The sequence below is a fragment of the Candidatus Acidiferrales bacterium genome (genome assembly GCA_035515795.1).
Classification (GTDB): domain Bacteria; phylum Bacteroidota; class Ignavibacteria; order Kryptoniales; family JAKASW01; genus JAKASW01.
Map to the genome: position 1 here is coordinate 194,454 of DATJAY010000003.1, position 19,325 is coordinate 213,778.

The window sequence follows — 19,325 nt, forward strand, 5'->3', positions numbered from 1 at the left end:
ATCTGACGCTTTATCATCCAGATATGGATGATAAAGACTCGACCAAACAGCAGGTCACCCCCATAGCAGTGACAAACTGGCGGGACATACGGAAGATATTCGGGATAAAGCAGAAGAATCGGCGCGGCCACATGCACATCATCGGGAAGACCGGGACCGGCAAGTCGAGCCTGATCGCGAACATGGCACTGTCTGACATCAGGGCGGGCAACGGCATCGGCCTAATCGACCCGCATGGCGACCTCGCCGACGACGTGCTGAAACGCATTCCGAGGGGAAGAATCCATGACGTGGTCTTCTTCAACCCCGCTGACATGGAATACCCCGTGGGCTTCAACCCACTAGAGAAAGCACCTTACGACAAACACCACCTCGTGGTATCGGGAGTCATTTCCGTCTTCAGAAAAATCTGGTCGGAGTTCTGGGGGCCCAGGCTGGAACACATCCTCCGCCATTCCCTGTTCACGCTGATGGACTACCCTCAAAGCACGCTTCTCGATTTGCCGAAACTCCTGACCGACGCCGGATTCAGGAAGGAACTGCTGTCGCACGTCCAACACCGGGAAATACTCTCCTTCTGGCTCAACGAGTTCGACAAGTATTCGCCGTGGCTGAGATCGGAAGCAATATCCCCCATCCTCAACAAGGTGGGACAGTTCTTGGTCAGCCTACCTTTGCGGAACATCATCGGGCAGACGAGAAGCACATTCGACCTGAGGAAAATTACGAACGGGAAGAAAATCCTCATAGCCAGTCTGCCGAAGGGGAAGATCGGCGAGGACAACACGTCCCTTTTGGGTTCGCTTCTTCTCACGGAAATCTGGTTGGCTATTCTCGGACGGGCCGAGGTGCCCGAAAGCGAAAGAATTCCTTTTTACTTGTACGTCGATGAGTTCCATTCTTTCATTACCACTTCTTTCGCCGATGTCCTCAGCGAATCAAGGAAATACGGACTAAACCTCGTGCTCGGCCACCAGTACATGAGCCAGCTTGACAAGAAAGTCCGCGACGCGATATTCGGGAACGTCGGCTCGATTATATCGTTCAGGGTTGGTGCTGAGGACGCGCAATATCTCGCGAGGGAATTTCATCCTTTCAGCGAACCGGATTTCATAAGCCTTCCGAACTACAACATCTACCTGAGACTTATGATTGACGGCGCGACCTCGACACCATTCAGCGCCTCGACAATTCCCTTACCCGTGGAAGGCAATTCGTTCGCCCCAGAAATCATCAGGGAGTCGAAAATCAGGTACGGCAGACGAAAGGACGATATCGAACGCACAATCACCGCAAGGGTATCACAACAAGGCGATACACATCCGGTCCAAAAAGCTTTCCTCTGAAACTGGCTGCACGGCGTTCCGCCTTGCACTGCAAAGTGTCGAGTTGATATATTCCTAGCGGACCTTTGGCGGAGATTAACGCAATCTGCATACGGGCATCGCAAGAAGGAGATTGTGTGATTTTGATCATTCACAATTTTTTATCTTGGCTGCGGGCAACCTTTTTTCACCCAAGATTCCGCAAAAGAGAAAGGAGTCCCAGTTGACCTATGAAATAAACCACAGATCCCTGAGTAGCTTTATTCTGAACATCCAGGATGTTGAGCGGCTTATTGAAATTCATCGGGTCTTGACGGGCGACGCTCGAGGTCGACGCCGCAATGTGGAGGTACTTAATAAAAGCGCAGTTGTACTACTAACTGCGTGCTTAGAGGCATTTATAGAAGACCTCGCTGAAGAATCTTTTGACTTCCTACTGTCAACCGCAACGACCCCTGATGCGATACCGGATAGCGTAAGAACGCTCGCATCAAAGCCTCTCGCCGAGAGTAAAGATGAGCGAAAAGTATGGGAACTTGCTGGAGATGGTTGGAAGGATGTGCTCGCCAACCATAGGTCGTTTGTCATTGCCAGGTATATTGAGGGATTCAATACGCCTAAACCAGATAAGGTTGACAAGCTATTTAAGGAACTAATCGGTCTCAACTCGTTGTCATCATGCTGGCACTGGAGAAAGATGTCTCATCAAAGTGCCTCAGATTATTTAACAAAACTAGTTGAAGATCGCGGTTCTATTGCTCATAGGACGAGGGCAAATCAACGTATAAACAAGGACTACGTGACAGGCTATCGTGATTTCGTCTACAGGGTCGCTGCTTGCTCATACAACAGTGTTAGAACTCATCTTTTGAATCTTACGGGAAAAGAGCCATGGACCGAATACACGGGATCATGATTCCCATCATCAATCTCCTTCCGTTTTTGATGTACCGGGACTCATTTTATCCAGACAGAACACATCGCTTAATGCGAGCAAAAACAATAGGCATCCGGATTCCGGTTTTGACGGAAGATCAGGTCGAGGACGGAAATCCTGAACGTCATGAAGGGCATCCCAGAGCGTCCGCGGAATTAAGCGAGTGGGAAGACTTACTTCTCAGGTTGAAGTGTAAAGGTATTTCTATGGATTTGTACTCTGGGCGATAAGATCACTTTTCAAAAAGAACCAAGCAACTTGTTCTGTTAGAACTAAAAGAGAAATAAGCCAAGGTACCCACCAAATATTCTGCGGAGATTCCCTACCAAACGAAATTATACCTGAAAAGAAATAAATAATAACAAAAATGATTTCGAAAATGCCGTACATTTTATAATCATTCTTTTCGTAGAGCGCAAAATTCTTGATCTCGTCAAAATGCCCATGATACACAAAACAAAATATTGCCTCAATAAGCGGGCCAAGCGCCAAGGCCATAAAAGCGATTGTCAATGAAGAAGGAAAATTGTTATTGAAAAGAAATCCGAGACAAACAGCATAGGCAGTTAAAGAAAAAGTATACAATATGGAAAGTACATATAACGAAAAAGGGAGTTTGGAAAAATCGTAAGCTCCATATTCTATTATAGAATCTAAGATCAGAAGAAAAAAGCCGAATAGGTACCCAGCAACTAATATAGATGTGTTCAAGTCGGCGTTAATCAGCTTCGACGCAAGAATATTGATACCAAGAGCAAGAGGAAACAATTGGATTAAAGCCGAAACAGAGATTGATGTAGCCGTGCTGGAAGAAAATCTATGCTTACTCATTTAGGACCTCCTCACCGAATTGTAAAGGTAATTGGTTCAACTTCAAGCCCCTCACATTATTGATTAATCGTTAAGATGGTGCTCTGATCCATCTCTTAGATATTGCTTTCTTATGAAACTCATAACGATCCCTGCCTTCAAATAATTCATTTTTGTCTCGTCAGGCAGTAACTTAAAATCAGTCACGATTTTTCTGCAATTAGGTTTTCCACATTCGCATTTCATTTGAAAATGGTCTTCATCCATCGAAGTTGAATAGTCAAATCTGATTTCAGTATGAACTTTTAAATCCTCAAGTGCAATTAGATCGAAATCATTTATTATACCCGCATTGGGTTCGCAAGAATGATTGATGAATTTTCCTGGAATCTCAGTATCAATGTACCTGTCGTGATCATATTGTAAAGACATGCACTCGGTTTCTCCGCGTCGAATTGTTTCGTCAAAGGAGATGGTCGGCCCGTTGAATCTATAAATGATCTCCCCCTTTTTGATGGAGCGCTTTGTTCTTACACAATACCCTAATTCGCAAATACTGACGTAGATACTGCGGCTAGTGAATTGATCGTTAATGTGCTTTATCAAAGCCTTTTCTTGGGAGTAGATGTTTTTCTCCTTAATCTTTAGATTCATTTCACCCACTTATGATAACATTTGACATGTGAAGGGTATAGATAGACTTGATTTTGAACAGCCGCTTTGCCTTTGAAATCGTCAAAGTAATTACATCGAGATTGTAATTTATCAAAAGTTTTCGAGCTTAAATTAATGCTAATGTAATTAGCTTTTTATTCTAATTCAACAAAACATTTTACAAATAGCTCCAAATTCCTAACCGATATTGATTATGTACCCTTTATTTTCTTCTCTCCCTTTTATACTTTACTAAAAGATGCAAGGAACGAGGGCGTGGAGACAAACAAAGCGGTTGGTATCTGGATAAGGGTCTCGACTGAAGACCAAGCCAAGGGCGAAAGCCCTGAGCACCACGAGAAACGTGCCCGATATTATGCCGAGTCCAAAGGCTGGGACGTTAAAGAGGTGTACCATCTTGAGGCTGTATCGGGGAAATCTGTTAAGGATCATCCTGAGGCAAGGAGAATGGTTGATGACATCAAATCGGGCCATATCACAGGACTCATCTTCTCGAAGCTTGCCCGTCTGGCCCGGAACACCAAGGAACTTCTAGAGTTCGCAGACTTCTTCCAGGAGCACAGCGCCGACCTCATCTCACTCCAAGAATCAATTGACACTTCCACGGCAGCAGGGCGCTTTTTCTATACAATGATTGCTGCTATGGCGCAATGGGAAAGGGAAGAGATTGCCGATAGGGTGGCTGCTTCGGTTCCCATTCGTGCGAAGTTAGGGAAATCCTTGGGTGGGGAAGCTCCCTATGGCTACCGATATGTGGATAAAAAGCTGGCTCTCGATCCAAAGGAAGCACCGATCAGGAAACTGATGTTCGAGTTTTTCAAAGAGCAAAAGCGAAAGCGGAGAGTCTGTCGCCTTCTGAATGAAGCAGGATACCGCACGCGGAGAGGGAACAAGTGGACTTTCAGCACCGTCTACCGGCTCCTCAGAGATCCCATTGCCAAAGGAATCCGAAGGTCAAACTACAGCACACGAGGCGGAAAGAATTCCGAGAAATATGTTTTCAAACCCGAATCCGAGTGGATATATACGGAAGCTCCGGCTATTGTTTCCGAAGAACTGTGGAACGAATGTAACGGCATCCTTGATGAACAGATCAAGACGAACCGTCCGCCTACCAAGGTGGTCGCCCACCTCTTCACAAGCATCGTCACCTGCGAGTGCGGAGGGAAGATGTACGTTCCCTCAAACAACCCGAAGTATGTTTGCCCCAAGTGCCGCAACAAGGTCGGTGAAACTGATCTTGAGGAAATCTTCCGCGAACAACTGAAATCGTTCGTCTTCTCGGAAAGCGAAGTCAAAAACTATTTTGAGCAGGCGGATACCGCGCTTAAAGAAAAGGAAGCCATCCTTGCGACACTTATGGACGAGAAAGGAAAGGTGCGGGCGGATATGGAGAAGGTGATGGAGCTATACCTCAAGGGAGAAATCAAGCCGGAGGGATTCAACCGGCACTACCAACCTTATGATGAACGATACAAGCAGATAACGAAACAAATACCGGAGGTTCAGGCTGAAATTGATTTTCTCAAAATCCAGTACATCTCAGGCGACGAACTCGTGAACGAAGCCAAAGACCTCTATAGCCGTTGGCCAAACCTCGAACCTACCGAGAAACGCAAGATCATAGAAACCATTACCGAACGGATCACCGTTGGCAAGGACGATATAAATATCAAACTATCCTATTTACCCTCTTCCGAATTGGTGACAGAAGGGCACCAGACCCATCTTGTTCGGGTGATTTCGGGGCGTACATGATCTCGTTTATTACAACCGATGCGGGCGGAAGACCGACATCTACGGAGATTATCTTCGTGTTGTTCGTTGTCAGCTCGTCGCCAGGGTAACTTATGAATATCCCGAACCGATGTGATCCGAATAATAAGTCGTGCACAGTGAAGATTGCCACGGTCGAGTCACCTGGAGTCATCGCGGGTATCTCAATTGAATCAATCGGCTCCCCGGAATCGCAGCTGCCGTTCCCATTTTTGTCCGAGAATAAAACGGCTTTTGCCGGCCCGCACAGTTTCATTCCGCGGTTTATAACGCAAGCAGAAATCGTTATGCTGCCGCCGGACTGAATCGGAAATGGCGAATAGGTGACGGTTCCGACTGCCAAGTCGAAGCTGCGTGGAGTTACACTATTGATTCTTGCGGGCGTACTCCCTGAGGAGTCCGCAGAGGTTTCAAAATCCTGCGGATCGTTCGAATCTCCGGCCGGCAGGATCCTTTCAAGTGATTTGCCGCCCGTGTTTCCACCCCAGGATGGAGCGTAGCTCACGCTATCAATTAGATTTCCTCCAGCATCATGGACCGTCACTGCGTCGCCCGTGTTGTTTAACGGAGGAATCTTTGCGATCAAAGTCTTGGTGCGGACTCCTGGATGGAGGTTGAAGAAACCGGTGTCATGTGCAACGACGACGTAATCACTTGGCGGGAACAAATAATCGGTCCCTGTAATCACCGCTTCTGTGCCCGAGTTGTCCGAGATCGTGAAGCAGTTGAGGTTGAGTGAGTCGTTTGAATTGTTGTACAATTCCACCCATTCCGGTTCCGGACTCTTGGGTGCGTACATTATCTCATTGACGACTAAGCTTTCTTTACTGTAAGAGAATTTTGGTTTTACCCACATGGAATTGTTCGTAGTATCCTGGTCGGATGCAAATTTTACGACGGCGAACGCGCCGGCCGCGCGAAAATTCTGTGGTTTTGCTTTCGAGACGATGGACGTCGAATCACACGCCTTAAGTCCCGGTACGTTATCAGTTTCGGCAACAACTTCATCGGGCTCGGGAAGGTGGTCTCCGTTGTAGTCGAGATAAACATCTACGTCGAATGGAGAAGTCGAATGCACGCCGCAGTTTTTGACGACAATATCGAAAACAGCCGACGAATCTGTTGAAGAAAGAGAAGCGGAGAACGAAGAAACTTTTAAGTCGTAACTCCATGCTGCAATGCTGTTCTTTCTGCCGGGAGTGCCGCCTGACGAATCGAGAGACGTGCCCCAGTTCGTGCTCAAGAATGGCGAGAGTTCAGTCGAGATTCTTTCAAGTGATTTACCGTTGGAGCCGCCCCACGATGGTTCATACAAAACCGAATCTGCGAGCGTCCCCGTCGAATCGCGAATTGAGATTGTGTCGCCGGTGTTGACGAGAAAATCCGTTGGCACTGCCGGACAGATCAAGACGATAGAGGAATCCAAACTATGGAAAGAGAATATTGTGTCGGATTTGGTCATCACGACAAATGAATCGGATCGGACAAAAAAATCTGTGGATGTGATGGTGTACCACGTTGTTGTATGGTGTCGGATTTTCCAGCCTTTAATGTTTATTTTGTCCGCCGATGTGTTACACAACTCTATCCACTCCGGCTCTCCATTTTTAGGTGAGTACATGATCTCGTTTATCTTGATGGCTTGAGAGAAGCCCGATGAAACAAAAATCAGAAGAAGAATAATTTCTTTTTTCATGCCCGCCCCCGTCTCGTGTCCTATGTTTCTTCCGGTATCCCATCCTTCGCAAGATTATAAATCGCCGTCAGGTTGTAGGGTTTCATTATCGTACTTACTTCCAGACCGGATAAAACACTGTCCGAAGCAGGAGTAAGATATCCTGTGGCAAGAACACACCTTACTCCGGGCCGGGCTTCTTTGATCCTTGCGATCAACTTGTCCCCGGGAACCTTAGGAAGGCCGAGATCTGAAATTACAACCGAAATTTCCGGATGACTCTCGAATATCCTTAACCCTTCTTCTCCATCGCCTGCGCGGAGGACGTTAAATCCTTTGTCCGATAGATATTGGTACAACAGTTCGAGAAGATCGGCTTCATCCTCGACAACGAGAATCGTCCTGATATTTCCTGTGTCGCTGGTTCGTTCGGCTTCGTCCCGTGTAGCCGGATTCACGTGATTAGTTTTTTCCTTGCTCATCGGAAGATAAATAAAAAACGTAGTCCCCAATCCCGCATGGCTCCTGACTTCTATGAATCCGCCGTGGCCGGAAATGATTGTTTGAACAATGGACAATCCAAGTCCTGTTCCTTTTCCTATTTCTTTCGTCGTGAAAAAGGGATCGAAAATCTTGTCTAACTTGTCCTCTTCGATTCCTCTCCCCGAATCCTGAATCATCAGAAGAACGTACTGGTCAGTGGTCACACTCCCCAGTTTCTTCTCAACTTGCTTCTTGTCTGCGGTGGTAAGCGAAAACGTCAAGTTGCCGCCCTCCGGCATTGCATCGCGGGAATTGTTTGCGAGATTTATGAGAACCTGCTGGATGTCTCCCGGTGAGCCGTAAATGAAAGCATCGTGGATCACAAATTCTTCGTGAACGCTGATATTTTCTTCAAAAGTGTGTTTGATGATTGAAACCGTCTCTCCGATGATCTGTCTCGCTGAGAAAACCTTGAAACCTTCGGGTGAATAGCGGACAAATTGGAGGAGCCGTTTGGACACTTCCGAACCGCGGATCGCGCTCGATAAGGCTCGCTGGCTGTTTTCCTGCACCATGACTGGGTTATCAACTTTTCTCAAGATCATCTCCAGACTTGCGATAATGACTCCAAGGACATTGTTGAAGTCATGGGCAATTCCTCCGGCAAGTCTCCCCAGGAGTTCGGTGCGCTGAAGCCTCTTTATAGCTTCTTCGTTTTGCTCCCGCATCGTTATATCTCTGAATACTGCGAGCCGCCCGATATATTTCCCGGTGGAGTCGAAAAGCGGAAGCGCGCTTCTTTCAATGATCGAACCGTTCACCATCTCAAGTCTGTACATTTTGACGGCTGCGCGTTCTCTGACGTCGCGAGCTACATGCTCCATGAAATCTTCAGGAAACTTTGTCCTGTGCGCGGATTGTGTCTCAATGTCTCTTGAAGGCCTGCCGACAATCTGCGCGGAATTGTGAAAGCCAAATATCCTGCAAAATTCCGAGTTGGCAAATTCGATTTTTCCATCGGGATTCTGAAACAGTATCCCCTCTTCAAGGCTTTGCAAAAGAGTATCAAGCCTGATTTTTTCTTCAGCCTGATGAGCGGCCTCCAGTGCAAGGTTCTTCTCTAACTTCTTTCTGTCCTCCAACGATACAAAAGCAACCTGGACGGCATCTTCTCCTTCGTAGGCAACCGGTTGCGATAAAACGAGAACATGGATAAAACCTCCACCCCTCTTGAGAAATCTTTCCTCCATAGGATCAGTGGAAACCCGATCAAGCATGGCCTGCTTTATTCTTTCATTGACGACGGATAGATCGCCCGGGTGGATAATCTCGTATACAGGCATGCCGATCAGCTTATCGGGTGAGTCATAGCCCAGCATCATGGCCCCCGTGTCGTTCACTCTCACGATCTTGGCATTTTTATATATACCGAGACCGATAGGGGCATTCTTAAATAACTCCTCGTAGAGCCGCTTTTGCTCGCCAAGCTCGCGAAGAACATTGTCCGATGCTTTTTTTCTTTTGATAGGTTTCACAAACTGCTTGCCGAGTTTGCCTTATACGCCTGAATGTAATCGAGGACTCATTACAGGGTAATAACAACTGCCTATTTAAGATGCTACGCAGGAAGTTTAATTCCAAATGAAATCATGGAGATTCAAGAATCTGATGAACGAACCTTGGCAGGGCTTTTTCGATTTCTGAAAATGACAGGCAGCGTCATTGCCGGAAATAAGGGAGAAGACCCGCTGATTCAAAAACTGCTTATATCCCGGCCGAAAATTAATGTTTTGATCCAATCGAATAAGACGAGAATTTTGTTTTTTACACTAACAAGCCTTGTCAAGTAGGCGGACCTCCAAAAAAGAAATGCTCCGAATCCTTTTCCCTTTACGTTCGGCAGATCGGCAAGAGCGCGGTTTCTGCCGATGTAGGCGAGCATTCCGAGATTGTGGTAGTGAAAGCGTGAGACCGGATTCCCACGCGCCATCCTGTTGAAATTCTTTGCGAGAAATTTTCCTTCCTGCTGTGCGGCCTGTGCAGTCGCGGCGATTATTTCGTCGACAGGTGTGGCACAATCGCCTGCGGCGTAAATGTTATCGGTGCCCTTTATGTGAAGGAAGTCGTCGGTTAGGAGCCGTGAAGAAGAATTCTTTTCGAAAGGAAGGGTCTGAAGAAGTTCTGCGGGTCCGATTCCGGTTGACCAAACCAACAAGCCGTAGGGAATTGCTGTGCCATCTTGCAAGAAAATGAAGTCTTCTTTTACTTCTTTAACCGGTGAATTCGTCTTTATATTGATGCTCTCTCGCTGGAAGAGGCGCATTGTATATCTGCCGAGTTCGGAGTCGAAGGAGTTGAGAATCTGCTTTGTCGCCTCAAGGAGGGTGATTTGTACGTCGCGGATGAACGCCGGGTACCATTTAACAAGATCTTCCCGGATGAAATCGTTCAGCTCGGCCGCAAATTCGACTCCCGTCGGTCCTCCGCCAACCACCACAAAGTGAAGGAGTCGTCTCCGCTCGCTTTCCTGGATACCCGGAGTGCTCGCGCGCTCAAAATTATCTATGATAGCAGTTCGTATTTTTCTCGCGTCCGCAAGTTCCTTCAGGAACATCGCATGTTCGTGAACGCCCGGAATTCCGAATGTGTTGTTCACTGCGCCGACTGCGATCACAAGGTAGTCGTAATTAAGATCGAACCTCTTATGGCCCTGGATTGTTTCACATACGACGACATTATCGGCCCCGGAGATGCTGACGCAGTTTGCCTGATAATATTCTATGTCGTCTCTCGAAGTCCGTATCGGCTCAATTATGCTTCTGAATTCGATCGTTCCGACAGTCGTGCTCGGCAAAAGCGGGGTGAAAAGGAAATGGTTTCGAGGGCTGACGATGCTGATTTCATAGAAATCAAGGTCGACGCTTTTGACAATACTGAGCGCGGCAAATCCGCTTCCCAGAATCACTAATTTGCTTTTTCCGTCTCTCATGGCATGTTGGGCTGTCGACATTGCTGCCATGATAATAACAACAAGACAGGGCGAGAAGTTTTATCTTATCCTGAGATATTCGTTCGAGCCCCTTTGAAATTCATAACCGACCTTTATCGTGGCTACTTCATATCCGTCGCTGGAAAATTTCTTGATCACTGAATCAAGATGAGGAGACTTTTGGACTTCCAGGTTTTGCAGGGGAAAAATCCGGACTTCCTTCGCAACTCTCAGCATTTCGGAGATGGCACCGATATGGAAATCCAGATTCAGTATATGACTATACAAAAATAGGAAATGCGAGCTCAGCGCTATGTCGAAATCCTTATCCACGAATGATAATTCCGGTAACTCTTCTCCCACATATTTCTTCGCGATTTTTCCCCGTTCATAATCCTCGAGGAAAATCTCGGTGGCGGATTTCCTCATCTTCCTCAAATCCCGGGGTCCTTTATTGTTTCCCAGACGAAATTTTCTCTGCTCTTTTCCGTCTGGCACATTATGTCTTCGAACGTCGCGTCGAACCTTTGCTTTATATCTTCCTTCGAACACCTGTACGATGGATCCGCTGAAATGACTGTGTTGCCGAGCGCATTCATTTCGGCGTTGAAACTCGAAGGACCACCGCCGCAATCGAGGATCCTTTGTTTCTTCTCTGTCAGGCCGAACATACCAATGTATTCGCTGGCTCTCCTTCCCAGAGGAATTATTTCATTGAGATTTATCGGCATTCAGCCTGAGCGGGTTATTATTTGATCGCGAGCACGACAAAAGCCATCACCGCAAGCGCAACGGCAATATACGCTGTTGGGGAAAGAATTTCTTTCAGGAACAGCAGTCCAAGGATACTCGATAAGATTATCGAGACAGCACCGAATAGTGCCATGGTCTTTCCGAGCTGGACCGAAGTGAAAACATAAAGCTGCCCGAACATTGCCAGAGTTCTGATTGTGAAATAAGCTGCGAACCATAAGCTCAGAAACGCCGCGAGGGTGAAACCATACTTGCCCATATAAGTTCGGGCAAGGAGATCGCCCGTGCTGAAAAGTAACTGCGAGCCGACTAGGATAAGCACCTGTGAACTCATGTTCTTAAATGAAGATAATAAATAAGGTGGGTTTGTTACAAAAAACTTTTCAAACTGCGACTCGCTTTTCGGCAAAACGAAATGAATTTCAGCGAGTCGCAGTTCAGCACTTGCATTATCTAAGAAGTACCATTTTCTTTGTCACCGTCAATTTTCCGGCAATCAATCTATAGAAATACACACCGCTGGGTATATTCGATCCGTCAAATCGTACGGAATGCCCGCCGGCTACCTGTTTCTCATTTACCAGAGTCGACACCTCTCTTCCGAGTACGTCGTACACTTTCAACGTGACCTGGCTGACCCCGGACAACTGATAGGTGATGACCGTGCTCGGGTTGAATGGATTCGGATAATTTTGATTCAGCGCAAACATGTCAGGCGTTCCCGACGGATAGGCGATACCGGTGGTCAAGTCAACTTGCCATGCGCCTCTGCCATGTGTTCCGACTCTCAAAGTATGTGTCGAATATTGTATAGCAATATCGTCGTCGACTGCGTTAGGCAGGCCGCTGCCGAACTTTGACCATGATGCACCGTTGTCAGTCGATCTATATACGCTCCAGTAAGTGCCGGCGTAAATATAACCGCTTGTGGAATCGACTGCGATCACTTTCGTTGGAACATCGTCGAAGCCGTTGCTGGTAGAAGCAATCCCGGTCCATGTGGCCCCGTAGTTAGTTGTTCTCATCACGTGATAAGAGCTGCCGACCAGAACTGCAATATAAGCGACCCCTTTCTGTGTCGGATCTGCTGTGACACGGGCGAAATTCGTCCCGCTGGGAAGGTTGCCCGAGATATTGTTCCACGAGCTTCCTCCGTTTATTGTGACAAAGAGAAACGCGGTGTCCGCTGCTCCCCGGTATCCGCTTATTCCGGCATAGATTACGCTTCCTTCAACCGGTGAAATCGACATAGTCGTGAAGAGATCGCTTGAGGATTTTAGATTTGAACTGATGGCAGTCCAATTGCTCCCTCCGTTCGTCGATTTATATATTTTGCTCGTGCCGCAGTAGAGTAGATTATCGTTTACCGGGTCCATCACATACGGTGTAAGCCAGTAACCCGCCTCACTGATTCCGGCAGTAATTACGCTAAAATTATTGCCGCCGTCTGTCGATTTGAAGAGTTGACCGTTCACGTATTCTGTATAAACGATGTTCGAATTCTTAGGATCGATCAACACATAACCTCCGTCGCCGCCGTATATTTCGTTCCATGTGGTTGATGGCTGGTTGTCCGATTCGGTACCGTTGTCCTGTGTCCCGCCGACAGTTTTGGTCGAGTTACCTTGATCGGCATCGATGTCGTAAAATTGAATCGTCTGCAAATTTGTGTTGCAGTCGGTGAATGTCGAAGCTCCGTTGGAAGTTTTCCAGACTCCGCCGTCGTTGCCGATATAAAATACGGAGCCGTTCCCGCTTGCGAAGGCAATCGCGTGCTGGTCAACATGGATGTTTGAGCCGTTGTATGTACCGTAGCCGTTCGTAAGATTTGTCCATGTTTGTCCCCCGTTAGTGGATTTCCAGAAATCGATCCCTCCGATATAAACTGTATCGGGATGTGTCGGGTCAACTCCGATCACATTGTTATACCATCCCTGGTTTCCGCCGAAACCGTTGTTGGAAGTTGCGGAGGAAAGGACCGTCCATGATGCACCGCCGTTGGTCGATGTGTAAACGCGGTTTGTATCCTGTGATGTGCTGCTCGGCTTGTTCCCATTTATGAAGGCATAGAGAACTTGATTGTTGCTCGGTGCCATGGCCAGAGAGATTCTCGATATCTGATTTGATGGCGGAAGACCGGAAGTGAGCCATGTCCACGATGTGCCGCCGTTTGTGGATTTATATATTCCGTAATGGACGCTGTCTCCCGACCATGTTGACCCATAAGATGCGTATATCAAGTTTGGATTTGCCGGGTCAACTGCTATGTCATCCACCGCCCCATCTGTCAGATGCAGTTCGGTCCAAATTTGTCCGCCGTTGGTTGATTTGTAAACGTCGTAATAGCCTGCGGCGTACACGGTGCCGTTTGATGCAACGATAATTTTGCCCGTGTAGTAAAGTGCACCGCTGCTTGAAAATGTCATCACTTGACTCCATGTGCCGCCGCCGTCAGTTGATTTCCAGACTCCCGCTCCGGGATAACCATCGATATTGAAGTTCAGTTCTCCTGTGCCATAGTATATGTTTGACGAGTTGGTTGGATCGACGGCTACTGAGCCGGATGACAATCTGAGAAGATTATCGGTCAGCGGAGACCATGTCGAACCGCCGTCCGTAGATTTCCAGAGTCCTCCACCTGCAGCAGCAGCATAGACGATGTCTGAATTGTTCGGATCGACCGCAAGCGATGTAATTCTTCCGGATACGTCTCCGTAGAAGGCGAAGTTCATCGGGGTCGGCCCGATCCCGACCCATGTTTGCGATTCGGCTTTGAAGAGCCTTCCTGCGGGTATCACCGGCGCATTTCGAAGCTCCCAGTCATAAGGTTTCTCCAGTTTGACGGCATCGCCTTTTTCCGATGACTCATCTGACTGTGCACGGACTGTCAAGCTGATCCCAACCATGATGCCGATTAATAAAACTTTCTTCATCTGCTTCCTCCTGCTGGTTTTTCTAGTTTCCTTGTTCCTTCAACATTTACAATAAAATTTCTTTTAAATATGATTCCTGAAAATGCCGTTAGAAAAATAACATGCTGCTTAGATCCTGGACTTAATTGGGTTTCCCAGCTAATCTTGTACCATCTTCCACGTAATTTCATCTCCTTCATTGCGGCTTGGTCGACCAGGCACATTCCGACTCCGGATGAATCTATTGATGCATACTTTAGTTCGTAAGACGATTTGACGAAGAGCTGAAAAATTTCATTTCCGATATTGGGGACAAATATAGGGTTAAGCTTTGTCAGATTTGTTCCGTCATAGTAGAAAACTTGAGGTCCCTTTGGCGCTCCGATAATAACAAGAATCGCAAGAATAAAATTCACGTTCCTTAATTTAGGTAAATTTAACCTCGGGAAATAACATCCGCTGTAATTCTTCTCACACATGCAATCACGTTTTTCGATGCAAAATAGAAGGGAATCTGGTGCAAGAAATTGGCTTGCATTTTCAAGTGAGTTAGTGTTATTTAACTCTCCCGCGGCATGAGGTCCTCAGCGGATGTGCCTGCAAAAAATCAAAAATTAGCGAAAAATAGAGCAAATGAAAGGTTTTGATGACCAGAATCGAAATTGAAAGAGCGTTGGAAAAGCTCAAGTATTTGGATGTACCGATCTGTGATTTGCCGACGAAAATCAATGGAAGTTTTCAAAAGCTTATAAAGCAAGTCGAGGCCGAAGCCGCAAGGAAAAAAATAAAATTCAGGCCGGAATATTATTTTGGCATCGGCTGGGGGTGCGTGAATAAGAGCGTCTCAATTGAAATCCCGTTCTGGTTTCAGAGTGAAACGCTGACCGAAATCGAAGACGAGATGGCTTATGACGGAGTCGAAAACGAAAGCGAAATAAAGATGGGACTCCGTCACGAATTCGGACATGCTTTAAATTATGCGTACAAAATTTATCTCGACCCCGAGTGGAGAAATATGTTCGGAAATTTTTACAAAAAATATTCGGACTATTACCGTTTCAATCCATGGAGCAAACGCCACGTGAAGCATCTTCCCGATTATTACGCTCAGAAACATCCCGATGAAGATTGGGCGGAAACGTTTGCCGTATGGCTGACTCCCGGGAGCAACTGGCGGCGGATTTATTCGAAGACCCCCGCACTTCGGAAGCTTCTCTATGTCGACAGGAAAATTGCCGAGATCAGCGGCAGGGAACCGCTTAACAACAAGATAAAAAGAGATGCTCCGGTCGAGAAAGTAAAGATGACGATCAGGGAATTTTACGGAGCAGACTATGAGGACATCAGCCCGTCCGAACAGTTGCTTGAAGATGTCGATGCTATGCGGCGGATTTTCCCGAATGGCTTTCGCACGAAGAGGAATTTGAAAGATGCATGGAAGCTCATTCATAAATTTTCCCCTCTGATCTCTCATAAACTTTCCGAGGAATTAAATATTCCGCAGCACTCCACAAACAGAGTCTTGCGCGTGCTCGAGAGTATCTGCCGGACATATGATCTCATGACGCGTCAGGGAGATGAAGACGAGAAAGTGATCGCAATTTCGATTTATCTCTCCAAGAGGTTCAGTCAGGATTAGGTAGAACTGATCCCGAACTATCATCTTAGTGAAGATTATCGCTGCGTGAAAAGGAGGAAGCAATTGATTCGATAGCGGAAAATGCGGCGGAAGTAAAGCGGAGAGTCTTGCGGGCGCTGACAAGGTCGGAAGACGTGTCCCGAGCGGTTAAGCTGGTTGCGGTATCTAAAACCTTCCCGGTGGAAAAAATCGTGGGCGCCATGGAGGCGGGGATTTTTGGGTTCGGGGAAAACCGCGTGCAGGAAATTGTTTCTAAGTTCGAGCATATTGGAAGCCAGAGAATTGAATGGCACTTCATAGGTCATCTTCAAACAAACAAAGTAAAGAAACTTCTCGATGTTCCGACGAAATACATCCATTCAGTTGATCGATTGGAATTAGCCATTGAGTTAGATCGACAGCTGCAGAAACGCGGTGAGTCGAGAGAAGTCCTCGTCGAAGTGAATACATCCGGCGAGACCAGCAAAAGCGGGGTTTATCCGGAAAAAGCAATCGAACTGATGCGAGGCATTGCGAAATTTGAATCGATAAGAGTTAAAGGTTTGATGACGGTCGGTGCTCCTGTTTCGCAGATCGAGTTGAACGAAGATAACAATGTAGTGCGACGGTGTTTCGTGAAACTCCGTGAAATATTTTTGCGCGCTCGAGAAGAAGCGATTAACAGGGTCGATATGCTGGAGCTTTCCATGGGAATGTCCGGTGATTTTGAAACTGCGATTGAAGAGGGAGCGACGATCATAAGGATAGGAAGCGCAATATTCGGTGAAAGACATCCTTGACGCATGGCTCGACGTCTTAGCAGGTACTGACCGTTTGCGGCGAGCCAAACTTATCCTTGTTTCTTTTTAAGTGCATCAATAAATTTCTCGTGCCCGGAGGTCAAAATATTTTGACACGCGATCGGGCACAAATACTTACCAAATCTGGAGAGAGGATGGAGTTTCAAGAGAGACGCGGCAAACATATCCTTCTTTCAAAAGAGATTCCAATCGCTGTAATTTATCTTAATCGTCCTGATGTTCTTAACGCTTTGAATCATGAACTGATGATAGAGCTCACCGGTTGTTTGGAACAACTCGACTCCGATGAATCCGTTAAGTGCATCGTCATTACGGGGAATGAAAAGGCATTTGCTGCAGGTGCCGATATAAAAGAAATGGCAGATGCGGACACGGTTGAAATGCTGTCGAGAGACGATTTCAGTATATGGGATAAGATCAGAAAAATCAAAAAGCCTTTGATTGCTGCCGTCAGCGGCTTTGCGCTCGGCGGCGGGTGCGAGCTTGCGATGATGTGCGACATGATTATCGCATCGGAAACGGCGAAGTTTGGCCAGCCTGAAATAAATATCGGCGTCATGCCGGGGGCGGGAGGAACACAGCGACTTACAAAAAGTGTTGGAAAGTACAAGGCGATGGAATTGGTCTTGACCGGGGAAATGATGGACGCAGAGGACGCAATGCGGCTTGGGTTGGTAAATAGGGTCGTCCCGGTAGAATTATATCTGGAAGAGGCGAAAAAGTTGGCGAGAGTCATCGCGTCCAAGCCGCCGCTTGCTGTCAGACTTGTGAAGGAATCAGTCTTGAAGAGTTTCGAGATGCCATTGAGAGAAGGGCTGGAAATGGAAAGGAAGAATTTTTACGCGCTATTCTCGAGCCAAGACCAGAAAGAGGGTATGAAAGCATTTATCGAAAAAAGAAAACCCCAATGGAAGGGGAAATAATTCATAGCCGGCAAATGATTAAATGACATGAAACGTAAAATTGATTTTATTTTGAAGTCGCACAACGGCTCAATAATCTTTGAGGACGAAAATATTATTGCAATAGACAAGCCCTCTCAGCTCCTCGTTCTTCCCGACAGGTACAATCAATCGCTTCACAATTTGTTTCGCTTGCTGAAGGAGGAGTTTGGTCAGATATTCGTCGTGCACAGGATAGACAAAGAGACGAGCGGAGTGATAGTGTTTGCAAAGAATGCGGAGATGCATGCTGCTCTGAATTCACAGTTTGAGAACAGGGAAGTAGAAAAGACTTACCGCGCGATCACCGTTGGACGGCTGAAGGAAGACCATGGAATTATCAGAACCCCTATTTCGGAGAGCCAGAGACATCCGGGCGTCATGAAAATAGATTACAAGCACGGCAAATCGTCCGAAACCGAATATAGCGTGGTCGAAGGGTTTGACGGATATGCGCTTGTCGAAGTGAGGCCTGCGACCGGCCGGATGCATCAGATCAGGGTACACCTTGCATCGATCGGACTTCCAATCGTTTGCGACCGCATCTACGGTGACGGGGAGCCATTTTTCCTGTCGCGGGTCAAACCGAAATATTTTTCAGAGGGCGATGAGAAACCGCTTCTTTCAAGAACCGCTCTGCACGCTGTATCGATTTCTTTTGTCAATCCTGTGAATAGAGAGCGAGTTTCTTTCACGGCGGAGATGCCGAAAGATATGCGATCCGTCTTAAACTACCTGCGTAAATTCAGACCGTTAAGAACAGATGCCATGGTTGCTGCTTGAGAGATGCTTAAACCGTTAAAGTGAATTACGAACATTAATGGAAAAGGCTGCTGATTTCGAAACAATAAGAACAGAAATTAAAGATCACATCGGCAAGTTGACGTTCAACCGGCCCGACTCTCTCAATGCGTTCAACGGAAAAATGACCTCGGAGATTGGATCTGCACTCAAGAGCTTCTCGGGTGATGAAAATGTTCGATGCGTGGCTATCACCGGAAGCGGCCGCGCATTTTCAGCCGGTCAAGATTTGAAAGAGGTTTCTCAGGCGACGTCTTTCTCAGATTTACTGAAGCAACGCTATAATCAGATAATCATGCAGATTACGGGAATGCATAAGCCCGTTGTTGCATTGATTAACGGGGTCGCAGCCGGCGCGGGGATGAGCGTAGCGCTTGCCTGCGATTTCAAAATAATGAGCCACGATGCAAAGTTTATCCAGTCGTTTGTCAAAATTGGATTGGTTCCCGATTCCGGTTCATCTTTTTTCCTAATGCGGAGCGTCGGCTATTCGAAGGCGTTCGAGCTTGCAGCACTCGGAGAAGAGGTTTCCTCAGACGAAGCGTTGGCGCTCGGGATTGTGAATAGAGTTTTTCACGGAGAGAATTTTTTCGATGAATCGCAAAAAATTCTTGAGCGTTTTGCCAACGGCCCGACAAAGGCTTATTCGCTCATAAAGAAATCACTGAATTTTTCGTCGGGTGCACATCTCGAAAAATGTCTTGAATACGAATCTTATTTGCAGGAAATTGCTGGGCAGTCAGAAGATGCGAAGGAAGGTATAAAAGCGTTTGTAGACAAGCGGCCGTCGATTTTTAGAGGCAAATAGA

At 46.9% G+C, this 19,325-nt stretch carries 18 protein-coding genes; 8 read left to right on the forward strand and 10 right to left on the reverse strand.

What is annotated here, in order from left to right:
- The first annotated feature begins 23 nt into the window (after positions 1–23).
- On the forward strand, positions 24–1,346 hold the full coding sequence (locus VLX91_02075; GenBank protein ID HUI28976.1) for a type IV secretion system DNA-binding domain-containing protein: 1,323 nt from the start codon (positions 24–26) through the stop codon (positions 1,344–1,346).
- 202 nt (positions 1,347–1,548) lie between these two features.
- The gene (locus VLX91_02080) at positions 1,549–2,241 is read left to right on the forward strand and encodes a HEPN domain-containing protein (protein ID HUI28977.1); all 693 of its coding nucleotides are present in this window, start codon (positions 1,549–1,551) and stop codon (positions 2,239–2,241) included.
- 225 nt (positions 2,242–2,466) lie between these two features.
- On the opposite strand, the gene VLX91_02085 is transcribed toward VLX91_02080, so the two are convergent.
- Complete coding sequence (locus VLX91_02085) at positions 2,467–3,093, reverse strand: hypothetical protein (GenBank protein HUI28978.1); 627 nt, start codon at positions 3,091–3,093, stop codon at positions 2,467–2,469.
- Between the two features lie 63 nt (positions 3,094–3,156).
- Complete coding sequence (locus VLX91_02090) at positions 3,157–3,726, reverse strand: SET domain-containing protein-lysine N-methyltransferase (protein ID HUI28979.1); 570 nt, start codon at positions 3,724–3,726, stop codon at positions 3,157–3,159.
- A gap of 276 nt (positions 3,727–4,002) precedes the next feature.
- On the opposite strand from VLX91_02090, the gene VLX91_02095 reads away from it, so the two are divergent.
- On the forward strand, positions 4,003–5,505 hold the full coding sequence (locus VLX91_02095; GenBank protein ID HUI28980.1) for a recombinase family protein: 1,503 nt from the start codon (positions 4,003–4,005) through the stop codon (positions 5,503–5,505).
- Here VLX91_02095 and VLX91_02100 read toward each other — a convergent pair.
- The 8 genes from VLX91_02100 to VLX91_02135 all read right to left on the reverse strand — a co-directional run bounded on the left by VLX91_02100 (position 5,420) and on the right by VLX91_02135 (position 14,751).
- On the reverse strand, positions 5,420–7,219 hold the full coding sequence (locus tag VLX91_02100; protein HUI28981.1) for a lamin tail domain-containing protein: 1,800 nt from the start codon (positions 7,217–7,219) through the stop codon (positions 5,420–5,422). The genes VLX91_02095 and VLX91_02100 overlap by 86 nt on opposite strands.
- Positions 7,220–7,239: 20 nt before the next feature.
- Entirely contained in the window at positions 7,240–9,216 is a 1,977-nt protein-coding gene (locus VLX91_02105; GenBank protein ID HUI28982.1) for a PAS domain S-box protein, read from the reverse strand.
- A 218-nt stretch (positions 9,217–9,434) separates the two neighbouring features.
- Positions 9,435–10,700 carry an FAD-dependent oxidoreductase gene (locus tag VLX91_02110; protein ID HUI28983.1) on the reverse strand — a complete coding sequence of 422 codons (1,266 nt, stop codon included), beginning with the start codon at positions 10,698–10,700 and terminating at the stop codon, positions 9,435–9,437.
- A 30-nt stretch (positions 10,701–10,730) separates the two neighbouring features.
- Positions 10,731–11,099, reverse strand: a complete 369-nt coding sequence (locus VLX91_02115; protein ID HUI28984.1) for a hypothetical protein — start codon at positions 11,097–11,099, stop codon at positions 10,731–10,733.
- 5 nt (positions 11,100–11,104) lie between these two features.
- Positions 11,105–11,401, reverse strand: coding sequence for a hypothetical protein (locus VLX91_02120; GenBank protein ID HUI28985.1), 297 nt, complete (start codon positions 11,399–11,401; stop codon positions 11,105–11,107).
- Positions 11,402–11,418: 17 nt separating this feature from the next.
- Entirely contained in the window at positions 11,419–11,745 is a 327-nt protein-coding gene (locus tag VLX91_02125) for a hypothetical protein (protein ID HUI28986.1), read from the reverse strand.
- 127 nt (positions 11,746–11,872) lie between these two features.
- Positions 11,873–14,356, reverse strand: a complete 2,484-nt coding sequence (locus VLX91_02130) for a T9SS type A sorting domain-containing protein (GenBank protein HUI28987.1) — start codon at positions 14,354–14,356, stop codon at positions 11,873–11,875.
- Positions 14,353–14,751 (reverse strand): hypothetical protein, encoded by a 399-nt coding sequence (locus tag VLX91_02135; protein HUI28988.1) that lies wholly within the window; start codon positions 14,749–14,751, stop codon positions 14,353–14,355. Before VLX91_02135 ends, VLX91_02130 begins: the two co-directional genes overlap by 4 nt.
- A 230-nt stretch (positions 14,752–14,981) precedes the next feature.
- Here VLX91_02135 and VLX91_02140 point away from each other — a divergent pair, with 230 nt between their 5' ends.
- The 5 genes from VLX91_02140 (at position 14,982) to VLX91_02160 (ending at position 19,324) form a co-directional block, all read left to right on the forward strand.
- On the forward strand, positions 14,982–15,974 hold the full coding sequence (locus VLX91_02140) for a putative zinc-binding metallopeptidase (protein ID HUI28989.1): 993 nt from the start codon (positions 14,982–14,984) through the stop codon (positions 15,972–15,974).
- Positions 15,975–16,045: 71 nt separating this feature from the next.
- Positions 16,046–16,753, forward strand: coding sequence for a YggS family pyridoxal phosphate-dependent enzyme (locus VLX91_02145; GenBank protein ID HUI28990.1), 708 nt, complete (start codon positions 16,046–16,048; stop codon positions 16,751–16,753).
- A gap of 155 nt (positions 16,754–16,908) precedes the next feature.
- A complete protein-coding gene (locus tag VLX91_02150; GenBank protein HUI28991.1) occupies positions 16,909–17,697 on the forward strand; it encodes an enoyl-CoA hydratase-related protein in 789 nt (262 codons plus the stop codon).
- Between the two features lie 27 nt (positions 17,698–17,724).
- A complete protein-coding gene (locus VLX91_02155) occupies positions 17,725–18,498 on the forward strand; it encodes an RluA family pseudouridine synthase (protein HUI28992.1) in 774 nt (257 codons plus the stop codon).
- Between the two features lie 37 nt (positions 18,499–18,535).
- Positions 18,536–19,324, forward strand: coding sequence for an enoyl-CoA hydratase-related protein (locus tag VLX91_02160; protein HUI28993.1), 789 nt, complete (start codon positions 18,536–18,538; stop codon positions 19,322–19,324).
- The last annotated feature ends 1 nt before the right edge of the window (position 19,325 follow it).